Origin of the sequence: Pseudobacteriovorax antillogorgiicola, from assembly GCF_900177345.1 — a bacterium.
In the GTDB taxonomy this organism is placed as follows: Bacteria; Bdellovibrionota_B; Oligoflexia; order Oligoflexales; family Oligoflexaceae; genus Pseudobacteriovorax; species Pseudobacteriovorax antillogorgiicola.
In genome coordinates this window covers 109,868-130,547 of the sequence record NZ_FWZT01000015.1, presented here as the reverse complement: position 1 = coordinate 130,547, position 20,680 = coordinate 109,868, and the positions used below count along the sequence as shown (strand labels likewise).

Sequence of the window (20,680 nt, the reverse complement as noted above, 5' to 3'; positions counted from 1 at the left end):
GATGCCCTCCCCCAAAACAAAACCTCGGTATTCATATGCTAAACTATGGATGACAGCTTTTATTGTAACCTATATGCCAAAGCTTCGAAAACTTATGTTCTTAGTGGGCCTTGTCAGGCTATGAGGCTCGCCAAATCGTCAAAGACGAGGTTTGCTATGAAGTCCAAACTCCTTACGGTTGCCATGACCATTCCCCTAACAGCTCCATCTTATGGTCAAACCAAGTTCGATTACCCCGAACTACTTGTATCGCCCAGTGCCTTAGAGACTCTAGAACAGGAAGCTCGCGAAGAGAATAACGAGCGCTGGCTTGTTCACGCCCAAACACAGGTGCCCGCGATCATCAATCTTTTTACGGGAATCAGAGCGATGGGAGAAGGCGCTCCAGAGGGAGAGCCTGAGACACGTGCCACCGAAATCAACAACTCCGGGCTCGTCGCTGCTTCTATTGGTGGAGGCTGGCTTGGAGTGACAATAGGTATGTCGCTTTTCTACTCGCCTTATCGCAACGATTATTTTCGAGTTCGAAAACTGCCGGGAAAGAGCAAACGGGAACAGCTCATCCGCGAGCGTCGAGCTGAGGAAAGCCTTGAGTCAGCCGCAAGGATGGCCAAGAGGCTCCGTTATATCGGTGCCGTTGTAAATTTTGGAGCTGCGGTCTCAGTACTAAGCGCTACGGAAGACCAACAGACTCGGGCCCAGGGTGCTTTTGCACTTCTATCTTGCGCATTACCATTGATTTTTGACTATAGCTGGTCCATCACCTACCAGCGCCATCTAGACTACAAGAAAAAAATCTACAGCCCTATTGTCGAGCTTCAGATGCTTCCGGAAGCTGGGGTTCTTCAACCGGCTCTGAGCCTGGCTTGGCGTTTCTAACCTTAGACCTTTGAACCACAAGCTTTGAAATACCCTTGGCAAACTCTACGGCATCACCTCGTGGTAAAGGTCGGTCTTTCTTGTCAACTGCAAACCGATACAAATCGACAAATTCTGCTAGGGCATAAGGAGAAACTAATAGGATTTCTTCTAGGATTCCAAGAGCATCGAACCGGGCAAGCTTGGGTCCAGCATCCTTCTGGGTAAGAAAGTCCAAGCCTTCGTGAAATGCTTTGGCAACTCCCTTGTCGAGATGGTCTCCTTGATCATTCTGCAACCGAGCTGCAGCATAGACTAGCTTCGTTACAAAGTTTGCACACTTAGGTCTCGGTAGCTGCAACACCTCCACGCAGGTAAACGCTAGGTCCCGAAAGTCTTCTTCGAGCCATGGCGGAATAGAGTTTAGGTTTAGAGATAGCTGCTTCGCCTTAGCCAGAGCGTCAATGAGGGGCAAGTCCAGCACATCGGAGGCATACGAAGCTTTAAAAACTGTCAGGAAGGTTTCGGCAGCACCATCGTTTCTCTGAGCTAGATCACGGCCGGTTCGAATAGCGGAAGCTGTATCTAACTGCGCCTTCACCAGAGTATTCACTGCTTCCGTAAAGCGATAGGCCGCTCCGTTGCATCCTTTCGTCACTTCGAAGGCGATTCGCTCGACCTGCTCGTCATTCAGAGAAAACTCCTTATGATCCTTGAGGTAACGGTAGGTTGTAATATACTCTCGGGCAGCACGACATTGAAAGGATACGACCTCTCCTTGCAGAGCCAAAGTTAGCAAGAATGATCCCAGCATGATACCTCCCTGTATCCAAAAACGAGCGGATCTACGATGCTTTTTTTACAGATTTGGAACTTGGGATAATCACGATCCGATCCCGCCCTCCTTCTTTCGCTTCATACAGACCTGCATCGGCGGAACGAAGCGCTTCCTGAACACCTTCATTCACACGATCGATTTCTGGTCGAAAGCAGTGAATCCCTTGCGACAAGGTAATGCGTTTGCGATTCGTCCCATTATCGTAAATTGTATGATTAACCATATCTCGCAGCCTCATGGCCACCTGATGGGCCCCTTCAGCATTGGTCTCAGGTAGTAGAATGATGAACTCATCACCGCCGTACCGCCCTGCAAAATCTACGTCACGGGTCACACGTCTGATTTGTCTCCCTAGCTCGCTAATCACAAAGGACCCCATAAGATGATCACAGTCGTCGTTGACCGTCTTAAAGTGATCAATATCAATCATGATCACAGAAAAGAAGGTCCCATAACGCTTCGCACGACGGAACTCCTGCTCTAGCTGTTGGTTGATATATCTCATGTTGTAGAGCCCGGTGAGATGATCCGTATTGGAAAGGCGAGTGAGTCTAGAGTTGGCTCGTCGCAGTTTGCGATTGAGATCTCTCAACTCATCCGTCATCGCTTTCACTCGCAAAGCTGCATGAGTCAAAGGCACGATATGATGAACCGCATCGCTCTTCGTGCCGAAGCCATCGGCACCCATACTCAGGGCGAGTTCGGTGGTTCCAGACTCGCTACCTGCAGTGAGCACGACAACCCCTAGGTAGTCCTTTCTCGCTCGGGATCGGACTTTCCGTAGCACATCGATACCAGACATCCCGGGGAGGTTGATATCCAGTACGAGAACATCAATCTTTTGCTGCTTGAGCATCTTCAGAGCCTGTTCACCAGTACTACATCGAATTACATCAAACGCCCGCGCAAGACACTTTTGTAGAATTTTTGCATCTACATCACTGTCTTCCACGACCAAAACTGTGTGGCGGGCCTCTTTCGTCATCCTTATCTCCCGTTGCGGACTCCTAATAAAGGAATCGGATATTTTTTGATCCAAAATCTGTTTTTCTTGTATTGTTTCGGCCTGGCCCGAAAGCCCAGGATTTGGCTTTCAGTTCGCGATGATATGAGGTAGATACATCGCTTTAAACCGTGCGGGAGGGAGTCACGATGGATGGTAAAACCTTATTATTTTGCCGACCTGGCTTTGAAAAAGACCTGGCAGCGGAGACCATGAACCACGCTAGCCATCAGCAGCAGGGAGCGTACTGCCAAACCCTAGACGGTTTAGGGCTGGTTTTGGTCAATAGACCTCATGCATTCCGACTATTGCTCGGTGATCTCATCTTCGCCCGCCAGCTTTACGAAACTGCCGAAAACATCAAAGACCTTCCAGATCACGACCGAGTCACTCCCATCGTTCGCTGGTTTCAATCCCAAGAGGTGGATCGATTTCAAGACATCATTCTGGAATCACCCGATACCAATGATGGCAAGGCCCTATCTCGATTTCTAAAGAAGTTCATTCACCCTTTGGCCAAAGGACTTAAGCAGGAGGGGATCACGAGGGCAAGCCAAGACAAAGACGCCCCCTGTCTGCACGTCTGCTTTCTAAGCTACCAAGAAGCGATCGCAGGAATATCATGGCGTGGTAATCAGTCACCTTATCCAGGTGGTATCCATCGGCTTAAGTTTCCCAAAGATGGTCCGTCACGCTCGACATTAAAACTCGAAGAGGCTTTCTTAGACCTACTGCCCGGCGGCCTGAAGCACCCTCTTTTTACAAAGGACAGTTGCACAGGTGTCGATCTCGGTGCAGCACCAGGAGGCTGGACCTACCAGTTAGTTAAACACAATATTTTTACCTACTCGGTAGATAACGGCCCCATGAGCCCCGACCTACTGGCATCTGGCTTAGTCGAGCACTGCCAGGAGGATGCCTATAAGTTCAGACCCAGGGGGAGGGCTGATATCCTGGTGTGTGACATGGTCGACCAACCTTCCCAGGTAACTAACCTAATTTACAAGTGGTTCTCAGAGGGCTGGTGCGATCTGGCAATCTTCAATCTGAAGCTACCAATGAAGAAGCGCTTCCAGGAAGCCCAGCAATGTCTCGACACCCTGGGAGCTTTGCAGCCAAGGATTTTGAGGGCAAAGCACCTCTATCACGATCGGGAGGAAATCACGGTGCTCATGGAGAAATAGGACGGCGAGACCAAATGGAAGGTTTTGGTTTTTCCGGGGGATATTCTCTGCTAAAACAGCCTAACCGGTCATTTTAACTAAAGGAGTCGAACCCCATGAAACAAGATTTTCTCCAAGCTCTCCACCAGCAAACCGAAGAGCTAAAGGGAAATGGCCTTTTTAAAAAAGAAAGAGTGATCACGACTCCCCAGCAGTCGCGAATCGAATCAGAAGGCAAGTCGGTTATCAACCTGTGTGCCAATAATTACCTAGGCTTATCCAATCACCCAGATCTTGTGGAAACTGCAAAAAAGTCCATCGACCAATATGGCTTCGGACTCTCGTCAGTCCGATTTATTTGCGGGACCCAGGATATCCATAAGCAGCTAGAAGACAAACTATCACAATTCCTAGGCACCGAAGACACCATACTCTATAGCAGCTGCTTCGATGCCAATGGTGGCCTGTTTGAAACGCTACTCGGTCCTGAGGACGCTATCATCAGTGACGCACTTAACCACGCCAGCATCATTGACGGCGTTCGACTTTGCAAGGCAAAGCGGTTTCGCTACGCAAATAACGACATGAAAGACTTGGAAGACAAGTTGAAGGATGCACAGGGCGCAAAAAATATTCTAATTGCCACCGATGGTGTGTTCTCTATGGACGGCTACATTGCCAAGCTAAACGAGATCTGTGACCTGGCAGATAAGTATGGAGCAATGGTGATGGTCGACGATTCCCATGCTGTTGGATTTGTTGGTGAGAGCGGTCGCGGGACTCACGAACACTGCCAGGTGATGGATCGCATCGATATCATCACGGGCACCTTGGGTAAGGCACTGGGGGGAGCGTCCGGCGGCTATACCTCCGGTCGGAAAGAGATCATTGCTTGGTTACGCCAGCGGTCGCGCCCGTATCTTTTTTCAAACTCGCTGGCCCCAGTGATTGCGGCAACGACGATTAAGGTGTTGGATATGCTGGAAACCGATCGTACCTTGATTGAAACTCTCCGTCGCAACAGTCAATACTTCCGTGAGAAGATGACCGAACTTGGATTCAAACTCTTGCCAGGAGAACACCCCATTATTCCTGTCATGCTCGGAGATGCCAAGCTAGCTTCCGAGATGGCTGATGCTTTGATGGATGAAGGAATTTACGTGATAGGCTTTTCTTTCCCAGTCGTTCCCAAAGGGGAAGCTCGTATTCGCACCCAGATGAGTGCTGCCCATACGCTCGAAGAACTACAACAAGCTGTTGATGCCTTTGCCAAGGTAGGGCGAAAGCTCGGCATCATTCAGTAGAGGAGACACTTATGTCGACATTAATGAAAGCACTGGTAAAACGTCATCGTAAGCCAGGCTTGTGGATGGAAGAAGTTAAGATCCCCGAAATGGGCCCGGATGACTTGCTCATCAAGATCAAAAAGACCGCAATATGTGGCACTGACCTCCACATCTATAACTGGGATCAGTGGTCTCAGAAAACCATTCCTGTTCCTATGGTAACCGGACATGAGTTTTTAGGTGTTGTGGAAAAGGTTGGTAGCCATGTCAAGGGTTATCAAAAGGGCGATCGCGTATCTGGAGAAGGTCACATAACCTGTGGCCATTGTCGCAACTGCCGCGCTGGCACTCGCCACCTTTGCCGAAACACCGTTGGAGTCGGAGTCAATCGCCAAGGTAGCTTTGCGGAGTATCTTGTTATTCCGGCACGGAATGCCTTTAAGATTCCAGACGATATCAGCGATGATATCGCTTCAATTTTTGATCCATATGGTAATGCCGTTCACACGGCCTTATCATTCGATCTAGTGGGCGAAGACGTCTTGATTACTGGTGCAGGTCCCATTGGAATTATGGCTGCTGCCGTAGCTCGCCATGCTGGTGCGCGACATGTGGTCGTTACAGATATCAATAATTACCGTCTCGACCTCGCTCAAAAAATGGGCGCAACATGCACCGTTAATGTAAAAGATCGTCAGCTCTATGATGTCATGCGTGAATTGAAGATGACGGAAGGCTTTGATGTTGGCCTAGAGATGTCTGGCAATGCCCATGCCTTTAACAGCATGCTCGAAAGCTTGAACCATGGCGGCAAAATTGCTCTTCTTGGGATCTTTCCAGATCAAGTGGCCATTGATTGGAGTTTGGTAGTATTCAAAGGTTTGCAAATCAAAGGCATCTATGGCCGTGAGATGTTTGAAACCTGGTACAAGATGGCATCCATGCTGCAAAGTGGCTTGGATCTTGAGCCTATCATCACACACCGCATGAATGTGGATGACTATGAGAAGGGTTTTGCCATTATGAACGAAGGATTATCAGGCAAGGTTGTTCTTTCCTGGTAGCTTCATTGGTACTTACCTCATTGGGGGCTTGGCTTAACAAGCCAGCTCCATCCATCAAGCCACTCGCTCTCCCAGCTGCTTCTTCCGTGGCAAACTGAGTCGAAAACACGTATGATTTTCAAACAGTTCGTAGTCGAGGCTACCACCATGCTGATCGGCGATACCTTTTGAAATGCTGAGCCCTAAACCTGTCCCCTGCCCTAGTTCCTTAGTTGTGAAGAACGGCTGCATCATCTTCTCTTGCACAACCGTGGGAATACCCTTACCGCTATCGACAATAAGAATATCGACCCGATCTGGAGTGGTTTGACACTCGATACGAATCCATGGCTCTTGATGGTTCTCCACTTCAGAGAGAGCATTACTGATAAGATTCATAAGAATTTGGGAAATTTCCGTCGGGCGACATTCCACGATAATCCCATCAACCTCAGGCCACTCTAGAGCCACTCCACTATACTTTAACTTTTCATGACACAGGGCTAGGGTTTCGTCGAGAATTTGAGAAAGGGCAAAAGGCTCCATGGGATCACCCTCGGAGTTCCGAGAAAACGAGCGCAAACCTCGAATGATCTTCGCGATCCGCTCCGCCGTGGAGACAATCTTACTCAGACCACTGACCATCATCTCAGGTGTATCGCGCTTTCGCTCCACGAGCTGAAGTAGTTGTTGCGACTTGCCACTGATGATGGCTAAGGGGTTGTTAATCTCATGGGCAACACCAGCTGCCATTTCACCCAATGACGATAGTTTCGAGTTTGCCAGAATCTTCGCTTCCTGCTCCTTAATAGTCGCAGCTCTAGCTTTTTCTTCAGTGATATCCTGCATAATACCGAGAACTTTTACTGTACAGCCCCTCCTGTCCCGCTCAATGTCCATGAAGCTTTTTACATCGATGATCTTGCCATTATCCGCTCTGACCATCTGATACTCTAGTTCGATAGCAGCCTGGGATGCAGTTCGAGTAGATATATAGGCTTCTCGAATAATCTGACGAGAGTCTGGGTGAATAAGGTTTTCATCCACAGGAATCTCCTTAAAGGCTAGGCCCGTATCCAAGCCGCAAATACGACAGAAGTCTTCAGATAGTATCCAAGTCTGCCGCTCAGTAAGAAGCTCGAAGCTACCAAGCTTGCCAATCAGGTGGGTTTTCCTGAGTAGATTGTTTTGATAGCGAACCTCCTCAAACAAACGATCATTAAAGTTCACAAGGTTCCACGTTAAGATCGATGAAAGGAGGAAAACACCGAATTGTGAGACAAAAACCAGCCCCGATTTAAACTCCTTACTTGTATCGATGGGTGTTGTGAATACCGTTTCGTTAAAGTGGCAGATGATAAGCAGACTTAGGGAGAGCCCAGACCAAAAAATCTTGTAGGGTTTGGCTTGATGGTTCAGAAGAGGAAAGGCAAAGAAACCTCCGACGATGTAGTATAAATATGTTTGGCAGCTGGAGCCGAAAGTCTCATTAACGATAAACACTAGGACATTTCCGATAAAGAACGCACTCTGCTGCCCCAACCAAAGGAAGCCTCGGCTATTGCAATAAATCGCGAGTAAATAGAGGACTCCCGCTAAGAACATAGGGATAATATGAATAAGTCCCACGAACGGCCCTAGACCAACAACATAGCAGAAGCAAATGCTAGCAAGTAAAAGGCACACGACGTTGAGGAGCTTGAGCCTCTCACGCTCCTCATGGCCCGATACATAGTTTTCACCAGCTTCCACCAATGCTTGGATAGTAGAAGCAACAGCTAACCTAAAGTTCATAGTGACTCTAATCGTCATCGTGGTGTCTTTCCATTTGTTCGGGATAGTTACGCAGGTACTTGAGAATGAATACTCATTTAATGTCACCGAGTTTGGCAGTCTTAAATAAAATTAATAATATTCACCACCTAAAGTGCTGATATACTATTCTCTACCAAGAATCGATACCGGCTTTAAGGAGAAAAGGAGGGCGCTTTGGAAGCTGCTGCCCCAGCCAGTGCACGAGCTTATACCAGGCTTGTCTTAAAAATCTATGACCTTTGGGTGCTGAAGATCTCGAATCGCTTTTTCTGGAACTGCCCTACCAAGCGCCAATTGGAGCATTTCCAGCGATTTCAATCCTTGAATCATCTTGATGTGGGAGTCGGCACCGGCTACTATTTGAATCGCAGTAAAATTACAAAATCAGCAGTTCGCCTTGGTTTAATGGATATCAATCGCAATAGCCTCGATTCAGCTGAGAAAGTTCTCTCTCGCTTTAGCCCAGAAATTTTTATTCATGACATCCTTAGGCCCATTCGACAAGACATCGCACCATTTGATTCTATCAGCCTGAACTATGTGATCCACTGTCTTGAAGGCCCCATGATGAAAAAGGAGCCTGCAATCAAAAACCTCAAATCTATCCTTCAGCCATTCGGTATTCTCTTTGGAGCTACAATCCTCGGCCAACAAAAACCATTTAATTTCCCAGGCAGGGTCATTCTTGAACTATACAACCGCAAGGGAGTCTTTGGCAATGAGTACGACAGTCTCAATAGCTTACGGAGTATGTTGAGCAATCACTTCAAGTATGTTGAAACCAAGGTTATCGGCAATGTTGCGCTATTCGCTGCGAGCGACGAACCTATCCTCTCCTAGGCCGGCTCATAACAGCAATACGCCACATTTTCATATGTGAATTTCCGGGTCGATCTGTGTCCCCCAAAGCACAGGTGGGACCCCACTTTAAGCCAACAAATCAAATTTAATCCAATACTTATAGATAGTTATGTTCGGCACAGCCCTTGCGAAAGGCATGGTATGGGTGTGACGCCCAGACCATTAACCAGACCAAAGGACAAGACAAATGAAATTGATTAACATAAGCCTAGCTATTGCACTCTTCAGCCTATTACAAGCATGTGGCGTTGCCATTCACTCAAGTGGGAGCCACGATAGCCCACCAGACTATATTAGCTATAAGATCTATGAGGTCTATAGCAACAACAGAACAGAGTTTATTTATAGCGATTGTATCAACCTAGATAACTTTTCTGATGACGAAGGTACTGTTCATATCGATACTCCCTATGTTGGCGAGGATCTTGTGATGAAGTGGGATCATTTTGGTGGCGATATCACTTTCACCTTTGAAGACAACTTTACCTTTCTCTATGCAGCGAGCTATGACACTTACTATTTTCGGGATGGAGGTTTCCAAAGATTTGATATCAGCACCGGTTTCCATGACTACCGCATCACACTGGATGGACCTTACTGTCTCTAAATCCAACTTAAGACTAGCTAAGCAGCGATTGGAGTCACACTAATCGCTGCTTTCATCTCTTCCAAAAGTCGCTGTTCCTCAAACTGAAAAACTTGGAAACCACACTCCAAAATTTCTCTGTCAACAAATTGAGGCTCGTCTAATAGAATATGGCTCCATTCATTTGAAAACCGTAGCAGTGAACTAAATGTACTCTTGGTAAATGAGGTATGATGATCATCAATGATCTCGATCAAGTCATTCGGAAAAGCCCAGATAATGCCTGCGACAGTGCCCAGCATTCGATGATTGAATGCTAGTTCACCTTCGACCATGTTCCAACTTAGATCAGCATCCAAGCTAGTCTTGATGAGACGATCAATAAGCCGAGGCTGGTAAAATCCTAACGCAAGCTTACCCACATTCAATAGAGAACCATAGATAAACGCTAGCTCAGCACATTTCGGGAAAAATTTCGGGCAAAGGTAACTGGCAACTCTTCCAGTCATAAGAGATTTCCTCCAAAACTTTTCAAAAGAAAAGATCTTCGCCTTGAATGAAAAATCTTTGACCGTTGCCATCAAGACAAATTGCTGCAATTCTTTTCTACTCAGATAAGCAATTGCATGAGCTAGCTGTTGAACGCGGCCAGCCTTCCCTCCGACCTTTAGATTCGCTAAATGGAGGATTTCCGCAGCCAATGCTGGTTCGCCTCGGATGGCGTCCGCCAGTGCTTGTGCCGATAGACGTTCGTCTAGCACCTTCTCCTGAATTTCGAAAATCTGCGCCGAAACTCTAGGCAAAGAGTCATCCATTTTCATCTCGCCAAATGCAAGTTTCTGCTCCGGACTCATCAGCTTTGTCGGGCTAAACCAGTCAAACAACTCACCTTTGATGGTGAGGGTCGATCCACAGCTACAGTTGAACATAATCACACGATTCAAGCAGGTTCTCCACCGTGACGTTCCGCTGAGGAAATCACGCTCTGAACTAAACTTTCGACCACAAGTCTTACATTCTTTCATTAGACAACTTTTCCAATTGCTTGCCGCAGCTTGAAGTGCGGCCCGTTATCCCTTAGCTTCTCTGCTTCCATACATAGGCCTTGAACATCGAAAAACAAAAGATGACAGCAAATATCTCCTTGCTGCGCCTGAAGAGCATTTGTCAGTGAACTTAGCTCCTGATCGATATCCACAAGTTCTTGTTCCTCATCCTGAGCCTCGCCATCCCTCACAGGTGATTGATGTAGCTCTTCAAAACTGGTATTGAAGGTGAGCGACCGCCCCTCCTGCAAGCATACCTTTACCTTAGCCAGCAATGACTTAATCTTCTTATAGATTCCAAAGTCACCATCGCCCAAGGAAGCCAAAGTTGACTCAGCCTTCACTAAGTCGCCATAGCGAGCATAGGCCATGGCTAAGTTATAACTAACAATCTTATGAAGCTCTTGATGGTCTTTATTGAAGGACACCAAAGTGTTTTGATACAAGTTGATACCATCCTCATACCGGCCGTTTCTAGCCAAGGCGACCGCCCGATTGTTCATATCGCGAACAATGCTAGGAAGGTGATCGATTTCTTTAAAAAGACTCCTCGACGTCGCAGTTTCACCTTTTTCTAGAGCGAGGCGACAATCAACTTGCTTCACTAACTCTGATTCACCATCGATCTCTTTTGCTTTTTGAACCGCTCCTTCGAAGTCCTCATCCTTGCCTAGCTCCAGATTTATGTCCGCAATATCGATCAATCGCTTGATATTCGCTGGCGAGAGCTTTTGAGCCTTGTCGAAACAAAGGAGTGCTTTTTCGAATCGTGACAATTTAAGGTAAGTTTTACCGAGAAGATTGAGAATTTTCAAGTCTTCAGGGCGCTGTTTTAAAACCGTGAAACAAAGGTTGACTACCTTCTTAAAATCTCCTTCCACAAACTTAAGTTGGGCTTGGACAGCAATTTTATCGATGTTATTGATACGAGGGTCCTTCAAAAACTCAAAGGAAAGTCGTTCCGCTTCTGCGAACTTTTCTTGATCAAGCAAACGTTGGATCTTTAGCTCATAAGATCGCTGTTCTGAAGGCTTGCGATTCTGTTGAATACACCAAATCAAAGTCGCATAAAATTTATCTGATTCAAAGGGCTTGTGAAGAAGGTCATCAACTCCCATTTCCTTGATGAGGTTAACATCCTGTTTGTCTACCAAAGAACTCACAATGATAATTGGAACTGAGGACAATCCATGATTGCGAATTCTTTGGATCAATACAGGTCCGGTAATTCCTGGAACGCGCCATTCCATAAAAATAGCACTGGGCTCTGGCTGCTGCTTCAAGCTCAAGAAAGCAGTATCGCCATCTTCGAAACACTCGATGGACTTGCCCCCAATATGGCTTAATAGCTCGCTAATATGATGGAGGGCATCAGTATCAGAATCGATAACCACACACCGCTTGAGAGACAAGCAGTTTTGAGCCTTGCCCTCTCGCAAAGCTGTATCAAGTGACGCATCTATTGAATTGCGAATTCTGTCGCAAAGTGGCTTAAGTTTAGGGTTGAGTATCTCCACTTGTTGCAATGTAAGCAGAGCATCTTTTTCCCGATCATTGAGTTTCTGAGCTTCTGCCAGTGCCAGCAGACATTGACTCGACCCTGGGAATAGACTCAGTAAGTTTTGCTCAAAGATGAGGCGATTGCGATAGCTTCTCGATTCATCTAGATACTTTCTAAGGTATTCGGCTGAGGTAAGAATATCGCTCTTCTTTTTAATAGAGAATAGGGAGAACAGGTCTTCAAACTCTCCAACGATGTTTTCTTTCACATAGGCCTTCCTGTGCCACGAGAACAGCCCTAGTTCAAATGCCAAGGGCAATACATACTCTTCTGTGTCTGACTCAATTAAAACACTGGTTCGGACCCGCCGCAGCTCTGGTTGTTTCACGATGATGTCAAGGAGGTGAATGAAATTCACATCGTCATTGATCAAGGTGGACGTAATGAGCCAGTCCACAGTTTCCACTTCAAGAATATGCAAAGCATCCTTACCCTTCGATGCAAGCATGATATTATTGAATCCCATGTCTTTAAGGACATCTGAAATCATTTGCCGCACTGTCGAAGCTGGTTCGACGAGCAAAAGCCTTGCTCTTTCTTTATCATGCAGCATTTCTGCCCCCGCGCTCACTTTCCAAAATTAAAGGAATAGAGCTTAGTGGTGACGCCTTTTCTAGCCATGCCTTAACCGAAGCACCTTGATCGTCGAGAGACAAAAACTCGATCATGATCCCAGGGCAAATTTCCTCATCACGATATTTGCTGTGGTTTGCCCAATAGATTTTTCCAACCCCGACAAGCAAGGGTAGTTTGGGGTCTTCATGATCAATATTGAAACGAACAGTGTCACCCCGATTGTACCCAGTCCAATCTCCGCACAGAAAGAAACCATCACGGCCCAGGCGAATAGTACGATCTGCGTTTTCATTCTCCAAACGAGTTTCAAGAAGCTTTAGGTGAGCAACCGCCTCTAATTCACTTTCCAAGTGGTTTTTTCTTAGGCGCCTACGGATCGCATCGCTCAATTCAGAAAAGTCTACAGGCTTTGCAATGATATCGCTGGCACCAAGATCTCGTAATCTATAGTTTGGCACATCAGAATAGCCAGTAAAGACCACGATGGGAAGCTGTCGAACCTTCATAATATCTGCGATCAACACGTCACCAGTCATTTTCGGCATGCGAATATCAGTTACAAGAATATCAACCTTGTGCTGCCGAAAAAGTTCAAAAGCCTCTGCCCCATCCTTTGCTTCAATGACGTGATAACCCTCTTCATGGAGGAAGATAGAAATGGAATCAAGAAGCATCGCCTCATCTTCCGCAACCAGTACCGTAGGACGCTCATCAAGTTTTTGCTCCATGGCCTTGACCTCTCTTTCGAATATTAACACAGAACCTGAATCTAAGCGTTCTTCCGGCTCGATGAAAGGATCGAAACGGCTGCCAAAGAATGCTTGAAAAGCCTTCACCTCGAACCTAGAACGGATGCTTCCGCTAATAATTTTCTGCCAGCGGCTGATGACATGATCCCCTGACTGACCGATGAGTAGTCTCAGGGCACGAACTTCATCCAACCGGTGCTCGATCATTTGTCGATAAAGGTCGAAGCTTTGTAAGTTGGCTGAAAGAAGTGCTTTGCGCTGCCTTAGTTGTGGATTGAGAGCAAGGGGCGCACAATCAAGCCAGCGATTGAACTTCCGACCGACATCATCAGCCAGGTTTTCTAAGCATGGCACCACATTGGTCGCCCGTTCTACTGCCAGCAAGAAATCCAGTATCTCACTATCGGGGCAATAGTCATCACTCCAATCCACAGACAACAACCTTTCAAGGCGAAAATCGATAATATCGTCGATCACGTGAAGCTGCTTCGTAAGCTCTGAGAAGTCAGTGAAAAGCTCTACAGTCAAGTTATCATTTTCTTCAAAGCTCATGGGTAACGACGGTAGAAGACTTTCGATATAAAAGTAAATACCTTGGATTTGAAAGGTCACATGATCGAATGTTGTACCCACAAATGCACCGTAGGATTGCCAAAATTCTAAGCTGGTGGGATACAGAGGTCTGAGATCTACCTGAGTGAGAACGTGATTAAAGAAGCATGCAAGTGTCTGCTCGTTTAGGAAGTGGCTACCGTTACAAGATTCGCTCTGTCCGAGGTTCTTGATCAGGTCGAGGACTGGTAAACTGCGACATCTGTCTCTCTCCACACCAGCCGATCCACCAGTTCGCTCCTCTACTCTAATTTGATCTACTTTTACGTGGGAGGGAAGTTGACCTGTGATAAAGATTTGCTTTAGAACACTGAAGCGCACCTGATTGATCACAAAGACAAAATGAGGATACATATCCACCTCTGCAATCAGCTCGTTAATTGCACTTCTAGTGATAAACTCTACTTGAAATAGATTGAGTTCTACGAGAGCGTGGGTGCGATCCCGGAGTCTTGCCAAAGGGCCAAGATCGGATACAATCCCTAAGGCATTTTCCTTAATAAATATGGATAGATCGTACTTAGATTTCAAAGTTCTGCCTCCCGATGATTCTCAACGGTTGACTCGAACATCGAAATAAGTCTTCAGATACGTCGGAACATCTTAAGCGGATCGAACACTTCTTGGGGTGGGAATTTTGGAGTCATTCTATCAGGTCAGAGCCGCCCTCTATAGCTTTACAAATTTGGAATAGTTTCCATCATGGCTCCCAAAGCAGAGGGCGGACGTTCGCTTTCTCTATGGATTAGCTTGGGAAACCCAGGCTTCCACATAATAAGCCACGGTCCATATGTCCTCTTCGCTAAGCTGGTCCCGAAAGGCGGGCATCTCGCCCTCACTTCTACCGTAGTTAATGGTATAGACAAGATCCTCGATGGATGAGCCGAATTTTAACTCCCACTCTCGGAGGTTGGTAGGGGCAATGGAAAGCTGTCGCTCTTCTGGCCCATCACCGCGACCCTCAACTCCGTGGCAACGAGAGCACTGCGCCATATAGATTGCCTTACCTTTATCGGTGTTATCCTTCGTATACGCAAAGTCTTGGCCATCGTTTTCGATCTCTTTCATCTTCAGGATCTGAACCGGAGTTACCTTCTTTTTCTCAAAGATTGCCCCGTCTTCATCGGGTTGCCCTGTTGGCTTAGCCATAGAATGAACTTCATCTTGCGGCGCTTCGACAGTATCAGCAGGAGCGTCAGCCTCCGGCTCCTGACTCTGGCTACACCTGGTACAACTACCCAGACCCCAGCTCAGCATAGCAATCATGGCGATGCGTTGAATCATGACAACTCCTTTTTTTTGGCGATAACCTATTTTATCGCTCAACGTGCCCTAGAATCAACTGTCCTAGGGATTGTGACCTTGAGAAGCCTAGAATTCTTGGCTATGATGCTTGCCTGATTTTTGGAGGTTGATACACTGACATGTTAAGAATGCTGAAGCGTTTGCTGGGAATGAAAGTTCAAACACTAAGCCTAGAGCAAAAACTCTTTAAAAATATTTTGGTCGACAAATCGACACAAGACTATTTCCAGTGGAAACCTGACAAAAATAACTAGTGGAAGCACGTCGTAATTGACAAGGAGGCTGTTCCATGATTCCTTGATGTTTCACATGACGAATGGGGAATTCAATGAGAGTCATCAAGGTCGTAATACTGTCTCTTTTTACCACGTGCATTCTCGCTGTTGCTGGAGCGTTTTGGTACGAGTATGAAGCTCTTCCCATGAGATCGGGAGAGATCAAAAGTGTTGGCATCAAAGGTGACACCCAAGTCATATTCAACCAGTGGGGCGTTCCCCACATCAATGCCGAAAGCCGTCATGATGCTTATTTTGCTCTCGGTTACTTGCACGCTCAGGATAGGCTTCTTCAAATGGAAGGGATTCGGCGCATTGCCCAGGGTCGCATCGCGGAGATTGCAGGACCTGAGCGCCTTGAGACCGATATTTTCTTTCGGAGCCTTGGGATCCATCGGATGGCAAAGGACTTGGTGGCGTCAGCTGATCTCAAACACCCTGCCTTCCAAGACATGAGTTCCTACCTTGCTGGTGTGAATAACTATGTGGAAACTGGCAAGCTTCCACTGGAAGTCCTCCTCGGGCCAGGTCGGCCACAACCGTTCACATTGGAAGATATTATTTCGGCTGCCGCCTATATCTCTTATACTTTCGACCGTGGCCTCAAGACCGACCTTTGGCTCTATCAAGCTGGGTCAAAGATCAGCCCAGCCCACATGGATGATTTAGACTTCGGCGCCGACTCGAACAATCTATCTCACAGGCAACCTGAAGTGTCCCGATTATTTCGGGAGCGCATCGCGCAGGTAGAAGAATCTATCGATACTTATGGGAGGTTTCAGGGAAGCAATGCCTGGGTCGTTTCTGGAGAGAAGTCACAATCAGGTAAGCCTATGCTTGCCAATGACACCCACATTAGATTTTCCAACCCCTCCATCTGGTACGAGGCTTACCTAAAAGCGCCCGACTTGGAGATTTATGGTCACTTTCTGCCTTTGATTAGCCTCCCCCTCTTAGGTAACAATAGCAGTCACGGCTGGGGGCTTACGATCTTTCACAACAACGATATCGATCTTATACTGGAAACTCCCGATCCCCATAGACCAGGTCATATCCTGAGAGGTGAACAAAGCATTCCCTTGGCAAGCAGACCCGAAACCATCAAAGTCCGTGGCGAGGAGCCCCATCAGTTTACCGTACTAAGCAGTGACAAAGGCCCTATCATGGATCACCTCTTGGACGGCCAGTTGCTAAGCGTTCGCTGGACCTTTCAACAGGTAACCCCTGAAACATTCCATGGCCTTTACGAACTCCTTAGTGCAAGCGACATAGCATCTGCTGAAGCTGCGGTCCAAAAAATTGCAGCCCCGTCGCTCAACGTTTTATATGCGAATCGATCAGGAGACATTGGCTGGTGGACAACAGGCTTGATTCCCCAGCTTAATCGGGTGGAAGATCATTTTCAGGTTGCCGCAGCGGATAAGTTCCAAACCAGCTTTCGCAGCTTGAACAGCAACCCGCATCAGGTGAACCCGGCAAAAGGCTTTCTATCATCTGCCAACGAGCAACCAGCCGATGGTGTTCCTGGTTATTACTCCTACCCAGAACGAGCTCAACGATTAGAATTTTTGCTTGGTAACGCTCGATCTTTCACGGTGGACGATTTCAAACGCTTTCAAAATGACACGAAAATCAGTTTTCACCAACCCCTTGTCATAGCTCTTAAGCGAACTCTGTCGAGGCAAGACCCAAAGGTGTTGCTCAGCAAAGAGGCCATAGCAATTCTTGATCGCTGGGAGGGAGAGCACCATACCCAGGATATTGCACCCACCATTTTTTCTGAATATATCTATCAGCTGGTCGCTGCAACATTCAGAGATGAGATGGGAGCCGAGCTTTTTGAGGAGTTTATCGACCGCGAGATCGCCTTAAAAAGCCTCATGAGCGTATCTCGCAAGCCCTATTCGCCCTGGTGGAACAACGTCGAAACCCAGTATCGCGAAACGATGAACGACGTGATCATTGAAGCCTGGCGTAAAACCCTGCGGGCCTTATCAGAAAAGTATGGTCAAGAGCTTCAAACGTGGGTTTGGGGGCGCCATCATCAAGTGAGTTTCGATCATCCCCTGGGAAAGATCCCAGTCCTAGGATTGTTCCTAAACTTAGGTCCCTATCCTGCACCAGGAGGAATGGAGACGTTAAACCAAATCGCCTATCGCTTCGGCACCGGATCAGCAAATGCTGTTCATGGACCTGCGACCAGGAGAATCATTGATTTTGCCAAGCCCGAAGAGTCTCTCTCAGTTCTACCAACGGGGCAATCGGGGCGATTTCTTGACCCTCATTACCGGGATCAAGTCGACTCATATCTCTCGGGAACCTATCGACGGGCGCTACTCAACCCTGACCCTTCCACAGAGGGCTACAGCCAGCTGTGGCTCAAGCCACAGATCAAGGAAAAAATGCAGGTGAGCACCAAGGCTCAAGATGGAGCTAGTCCTCAATAACGAAGAGAGCTAGCTGTAGAGTCTGGCCACTATAGCTGCCGGTACCATCTCCTACGGGGCAAGATTCGGCAGGACAAAGAACCAGGGCTAGTGCTTTTTGGTCTGGGGACACAAAGCCAAAAGTTTTAAGACTTGTGCCCTCAATATCAGACGTTCCTTCGATAAAGCCCAGTGCTTGGGCAATGGGTGTATTTGTATTTGGGCTTAGGGTCGCAACCAAACCCTTTTGCCCAAAGGTACCTGATAGAGACACGGTTCCATCAGCATAGCTTAGCTCGACGCTGTCAACAAACGCAGTTCCGACCTTGGCATCAACACCAGAGCTTGTCATTTGCACACTGTAGCCTTGGTAACTGCCCACCATGGCCTCCCAGGTCACAGCCTCTGTTGGTATCGCTGTACTCGGCACCCGTTGTAAGATACGAGTGTTGAATACCGCTTCGCCGGTTTTTGCCTCAAGCATAACTCCATAGTCGAAACTAGGGGTAAAAACCCAAGGGCCCGCTTTGGTGATGTCTGATTCATCGAATACATTGGCTGCTACCGTAGTTCTGAGGTCACCGAAGCTATAGCCGGGCAGAGGGACCAGATCGACCCCATTGATTTGAAACTTAGAAACCACTCCCTTATCGCCAGAAAAAGCACCGTAGACAAGATCTGGCCCAGTTTCCGTAGGGTTTTGAAAATCCGAGTATAGATCGAACTCATAGCCGTACCAGGGCCCTGAGCCAGCATCTGATAGGCCTAAGGATTCCGCAACCGCTGCGGATAGATACACGGCTTGAAAGCGACCTAAGTAGCTGCTGCTAAAAGACACCTGGGTGCCCTGATCTTGAATCGCGTCACTACCAAGCAAACCCCAATCCCAATTTCCTAATTCGTTGATCCCCCGATACAAAACGGCGAGATTGCTACCGTCTTCTGTAGGTTTGGGTATCGATAGATTAAAAGGGGCGGAGACTCCAACCAAAGTATCTGGCTTAAGCTCGACTGCTGGTCCTGCTGCTGTAACTGTTAATTCTGCATCTAATTCGAAAATTCTTTGAAGCTCGTTGTTACTAAGGGATATCCCCTCTTGCAGGGTTAGTTGGAAACTTTCGCTAAAAGTGCCCGCTGGAAATTGCACCACGGTTCCAGCGAATGAGGATTCCGCGGGAGCCGCCACCTCTTGATTTGCACCTGGATCTACCTGAAATACAACTCGACTGCTATCTGAACTGAGAACAGCAACGCCACCACCACTATCATCGGAGTCTTCTTTACAATTCCCAACTATGAGACTGATCAGAATCAATGGAATGAGTATTTTCATCTATTGGACTCCTATGGAATTTTACGAGAGAAGTATCGGGTTTAAATGCTATTACTTAAGAGAGTCAGGTCTTCTACTGAGTATGGGACATTGCCAGTATAGATCGGCTGTTCGTACTCGATACACATCGAAGTGAATCGGCAGTCGTATAGATATTGCCTTATAGCAAGAACAGGGTTGTTGATGCCAAAAATCTTCAGAATCTTCACAATAATTTCTGCAATATGCTCAGCTTGAGGCCATCGATTCTGTGGCTTGATCTGCAAGCAGCCATGAAGCAATTGCTGAAGGGCGTCTGATAGGGTTCTTGAATCACACTTTAAGCTTGGCTGATATTGGTTCATTAACTTGAAGATCTCAGTCGCATGGTCTCGTGATCTGCCGAGAAGAATGGGCTTGACGCCATTGATCATCTCAATGAGATGAAGGCCTACCACGTAAAGATCTGAATATGGGCCAATAGCCTGGCTCGTCACATGCTCCGGGGAGTAGTAGCCAGGAGTCCCCACAAGTTCATACTTGAAGCGATCCGTAGCTAGGTCGCTCACGAGACCATAGTCAGAAATCACGAGAGACCCGTCCCGGTTCAACAAAATATTTCCTGACGAAAGATCGGCATGGATCATGTCCCGAAGGTGAAGGTAGTCTAGAGCCTTGAGAACCTCGTAGACAATTGCCAATGCAACCAATGGAGGTATCCGCCCGACCTTTTTTAACAAACCCTTGAGAGGCCAGCCATCGACAAACTTTGTGACAAAGTATACATGGGGTGGCTCAGCTTTAAAGTCGAGCATCTTGAGCAGGTTTGGGTGATCAAGCTTAGAAGCGACCAGCATTTCATGCTGCAAGATACCAATGAACTTTGGATCGTTTTCCAGACGGGCATGGAGCTTTTTAATCGCTACCTGCGACGAGTCGAGGGTGTTGAGAGCGCGAAACACTTCTCCCAGCGCACCTTCGCCAATTTTCTCCTGCAATATATAAGGTCCAATCTGCATAACGATTTATTTTTACCTAAGAAATTTGACTACGTTTCGGAAATTTCTAAGGCCGAGCTTTGAAATTCATGTAATGAGGGTCATTCCAAGAATTTAGCAGCAAACAATAGTCTAATTCCCTGCTTCCTAAGGCAAAAAAGCCTCTTGGAATCATACTCACGACAAGATTCGAACTCTGCCAACCCTTTGATATTGCAAGATTAGTTCCATTTTTCGAGGGAATACGAGCGTTTTCAAGGACTTGAAATGATAAGTGAAAGCCACAGCCGCACAAGGCTGTGACGAATGAGTGTCCAATCTCTGGGCACTTGCGTTTGTTTGCTAGACTATAATTGGCGTTCCTAAA

General features: G+C 47.1%; 16 protein-coding genes. 7 read left to right on the top strand and 9 right to left on the bottom strand.

All coding sequences use genetic code 11. The annotated features are described in order from the left end of the window. Positions 1-156 precede the first annotated feature (156 nt). The gene (locus B9N89_RS19030; protein WP_132319818.1) at positions 157-879 is read left to right on the top strand and encodes a hypothetical protein; all 723 of its coding nucleotides are present in this window, start codon (positions 157-159) and stop codon (positions 877-879) included. On the opposite strand, the gene B9N89_RS19025 is transcribed toward B9N89_RS19030, so the two are convergent. Both B9N89_RS19025 and B9N89_RS19020 read right to left on the bottom strand, forming a co-directional pair. After that, positions 806-1,672 carry a hypothetical protein gene (locus B9N89_RS19025; protein ID WP_132319816.1) on the bottom strand — a complete coding sequence of 289 codons (867 nt, stop codon included), beginning with the start codon at positions 1,670-1,672 and terminating at the stop codon, positions 806-808. The two genes, B9N89_RS19030 and B9N89_RS19025, sit on opposite strands and share 74 nt — an antisense overlap. A 31-nt stretch (positions 1,673-1,703) precedes the next feature. Next, positions 1,704-2,681, bottom strand: a complete 978-nt coding sequence (locus tag B9N89_RS19020) for a GGDEF domain-containing response regulator (RefSeq protein WP_132319814.1) — start codon at positions 2,679-2,681, stop codon at positions 1,704-1,706. Between the two features lie 167 nt (positions 2,682-2,848). On the opposite strand from B9N89_RS19020, the gene rlmM reads away from it, so the two are divergent. From rlmM to tdh, 3 genes are all read left to right on the top strand, one after another. Continuing rightward, complete coding sequence (rlmM, locus tag B9N89_RS19015; protein WP_132319812.1) at positions 2,849-3,883, top strand: 23S rRNA (cytidine(2498)-2'-O)-methyltransferase RlmM; 1,035 nt, start codon at positions 2,849-2,851, stop codon at positions 3,881-3,883. A 95-nt stretch (positions 3,884-3,978) separates the two neighbouring features. Next, on the top strand, positions 3,979-5,166 hold the full coding sequence (locus tag B9N89_RS19010; protein WP_132319810.1) for a glycine C-acetyltransferase: 1,188 nt from the start codon (positions 3,979-3,981) through the stop codon (positions 5,164-5,166). Positions 5,167-5,177: 11 nt separating this feature from the next. Beyond that, positions 5,178-6,212 carry an L-threonine 3-dehydrogenase gene (tdh, locus tag B9N89_RS19005; RefSeq protein ID WP_207912275.1) on the top strand — a complete coding sequence of 345 codons (1,035 nt, stop codon included), beginning with the start codon at positions 5,178-5,180 and terminating at the stop codon, positions 6,210-6,212. Between the two features lie 54 nt (positions 6,213-6,266). On the opposite strand, the gene B9N89_RS19000 is transcribed toward tdh, so the two are convergent. After that, positions 6,267-7,985, bottom strand: coding sequence for a sensor histidine kinase (locus tag B9N89_RS19000; protein WP_159455489.1), 1,719 nt, complete (start codon positions 7,983-7,985; stop codon positions 6,267-6,269). Positions 7,986-8,180: 195 nt separating this feature from the next. Between B9N89_RS19000 and B9N89_RS18995 the strand changes: the two genes are divergently transcribed. Together B9N89_RS18995 and B9N89_RS18990 are read left to right on the top strand one after the other, a co-directional pair. After that, positions 8,181-8,846 carry a class I SAM-dependent methyltransferase gene (locus B9N89_RS18995; protein ID WP_132319806.1) on the top strand — a complete coding sequence of 222 codons (666 nt, stop codon included), beginning with the start codon at positions 8,181-8,183 and terminating at the stop codon, positions 8,844-8,846. Between the two features lie 208 nt (positions 8,847-9,054). Then, positions 9,055-9,474 carry a hypothetical protein gene (locus tag B9N89_RS18990; protein ID WP_132319804.1) on the top strand — a complete coding sequence of 140 codons (420 nt, stop codon included), beginning with the start codon at positions 9,055-9,057 and terminating at the stop codon, positions 9,472-9,474. Between the two features lie 17 nt (positions 9,475-9,491). Here the strand turns inward: B9N89_RS18990 and B9N89_RS18985 are convergent, their stop codons facing one another. From B9N89_RS18985 to B9N89_RS18970, 4 genes are all read right to left on the bottom strand, one after another. Next, entirely contained in the window at positions 9,492-10,388 is an 897-nt protein-coding gene (locus B9N89_RS18985) for an HDOD domain-containing protein (RefSeq protein WP_234996131.1), read from the bottom strand. 89 nt (positions 10,389-10,477) lie between these two features. Then, positions 10,478-12,613 (bottom strand): response regulator, encoded by a 2,136-nt coding sequence (locus tag B9N89_RS18980; RefSeq protein WP_132319800.1) that lies wholly within the window; start codon positions 12,611-12,613, stop codon positions 10,478-10,480. Then, a complete protein-coding gene (locus B9N89_RS18975) occupies positions 12,603-14,528 on the bottom strand; it encodes a response regulator (protein ID WP_132319798.1) in 1,926 nt (641 codons plus the stop codon). The genes B9N89_RS18980 and B9N89_RS18975 overlap by 11 nt, the downstream gene beginning before the upstream one ends. Positions 14,529-14,735: 207 nt before the next feature. Beyond that, positions 14,736-15,281 carry a c-type cytochrome gene (locus B9N89_RS18970; RefSeq protein WP_132319796.1) on the bottom strand — a complete coding sequence of 182 codons (546 nt, stop codon included), beginning with the start codon at positions 15,279-15,281 and terminating at the stop codon, positions 14,736-14,738. 349 nt (positions 15,282-15,630) lie between these two features. On the opposite strand from B9N89_RS18970, the gene B9N89_RS18965 reads away from it, so the two are divergent. After that, positions 15,631-18,024, top strand: coding sequence for a penicillin acylase family protein (locus B9N89_RS18965; protein ID WP_159455487.1), 2,394 nt, complete (start codon positions 15,631-15,633; stop codon positions 18,022-18,024). Here B9N89_RS18965 and B9N89_RS18960 read toward each other — a convergent pair. Then, positions 18,011-19,336, bottom strand: coding sequence for a hypothetical protein (locus tag B9N89_RS18960; protein ID WP_132319792.1), 1,326 nt, complete (start codon positions 19,334-19,336; stop codon positions 18,011-18,013). The two genes, B9N89_RS18965 and B9N89_RS18960, sit on opposite strands and share 14 nt — an antisense overlap. 41 nt (positions 19,337-19,377) lie before the next feature. Then, the gene (locus B9N89_RS18955) at positions 19,378-20,334 is read right to left on the bottom strand and encodes a serine/threonine protein kinase (protein ID WP_132319790.1); all 957 of its coding nucleotides are present in this window, start codon (positions 20,332-20,334) and stop codon (positions 19,378-19,380) included. Between the last annotated feature and the right edge of the window lie 346 nt (positions 20,335-20,680).

What these genes read in the sequence shown, in the direction of transcription:
- B9N89_RS18980 (WP_132319800.1), bottom strand. Translation starts at nt 12,613, where the DNA reads ATGCTGCATGATAAAGAAAGAGCAAGGCTTTTGCTCGTCGAACCAGCT.
- B9N89_RS18955 (WP_132319790.1), bottom strand. Translation starts at nt 20,334, where the DNA reads ATGCAGATTGGACCTTATATATTGCAGGAGAAAATTGGCGAAGGTGCG.
- B9N89_RS19030 (WP_132319818.1), top strand. Translation starts at nt 157, where the DNA reads ATGAAGTCCAAACTCCTTACGGTTGCCATGACCATTCCCCTAACAGCT.
- B9N89_RS19000 (WP_159455489.1), bottom strand. Translation starts at nt 7,985, where the DNA reads ATGAACTTTAGGTTAGCTGTTGCTTCTACTATCCAAGCATTGGTGGAA.
- B9N89_RS18960 (WP_132319792.1), bottom strand. Translation starts at nt 19,336, where the DNA reads ATGAAAATACTCATTCCATTGATTCTGATCAGTCTCATAGTTGGGAAT.
- rlmM (WP_132319812.1), top strand. Translation starts at nt 2,849, where the DNA reads ATGGATGGTAAAACCTTATTATTTTGCCGACCTGGCTTTGAAAAAGAC.
- tdh (WP_207912275.1), top strand. Translation starts at nt 5,178, where the DNA reads ATGTCGACATTAATGAAAGCACTGGTAAAACGTCATCGTAAGCCAGGC.
- B9N89_RS19010 (WP_132319810.1), top strand. Translation starts at nt 3,979, where the DNA reads ATGAAACAAGATTTTCTCCAAGCTCTCCACCAGCAAACCGAAGAGCTA.
- B9N89_RS18970 (WP_132319796.1), bottom strand. Translation starts at nt 15,281, where the DNA reads ATGATTCAACGCATCGCCATGATTGCTATGCTGAGCTGGGGTCTGGGT.
- B9N89_RS19025 (WP_132319816.1), bottom strand. Translation starts at nt 1,672, where the DNA reads ATGCTGGGATCATTCTTGCTAACTTTGGCTCTGCAAGGAGAGGTCGTA.
- B9N89_RS18990 (WP_132319804.1), top strand. Translation starts at nt 9,055, where the DNA reads ATGAAATTGATTAACATAAGCCTAGCTATTGCACTCTTCAGCCTATTA.
- B9N89_RS19020 (WP_132319814.1), bottom strand. Translation starts at nt 2,681, where the DNA reads ATGACGAAAGAGGCCCGCCACACAGTTTTGGTCGTGGAAGACAGTGAT.
- B9N89_RS18965 (WP_159455487.1), top strand. Translation starts at nt 15,631, where the DNA reads ATGAGAGTCATCAAGGTCGTAATACTGTCTCTTTTTACCACGTGCATT.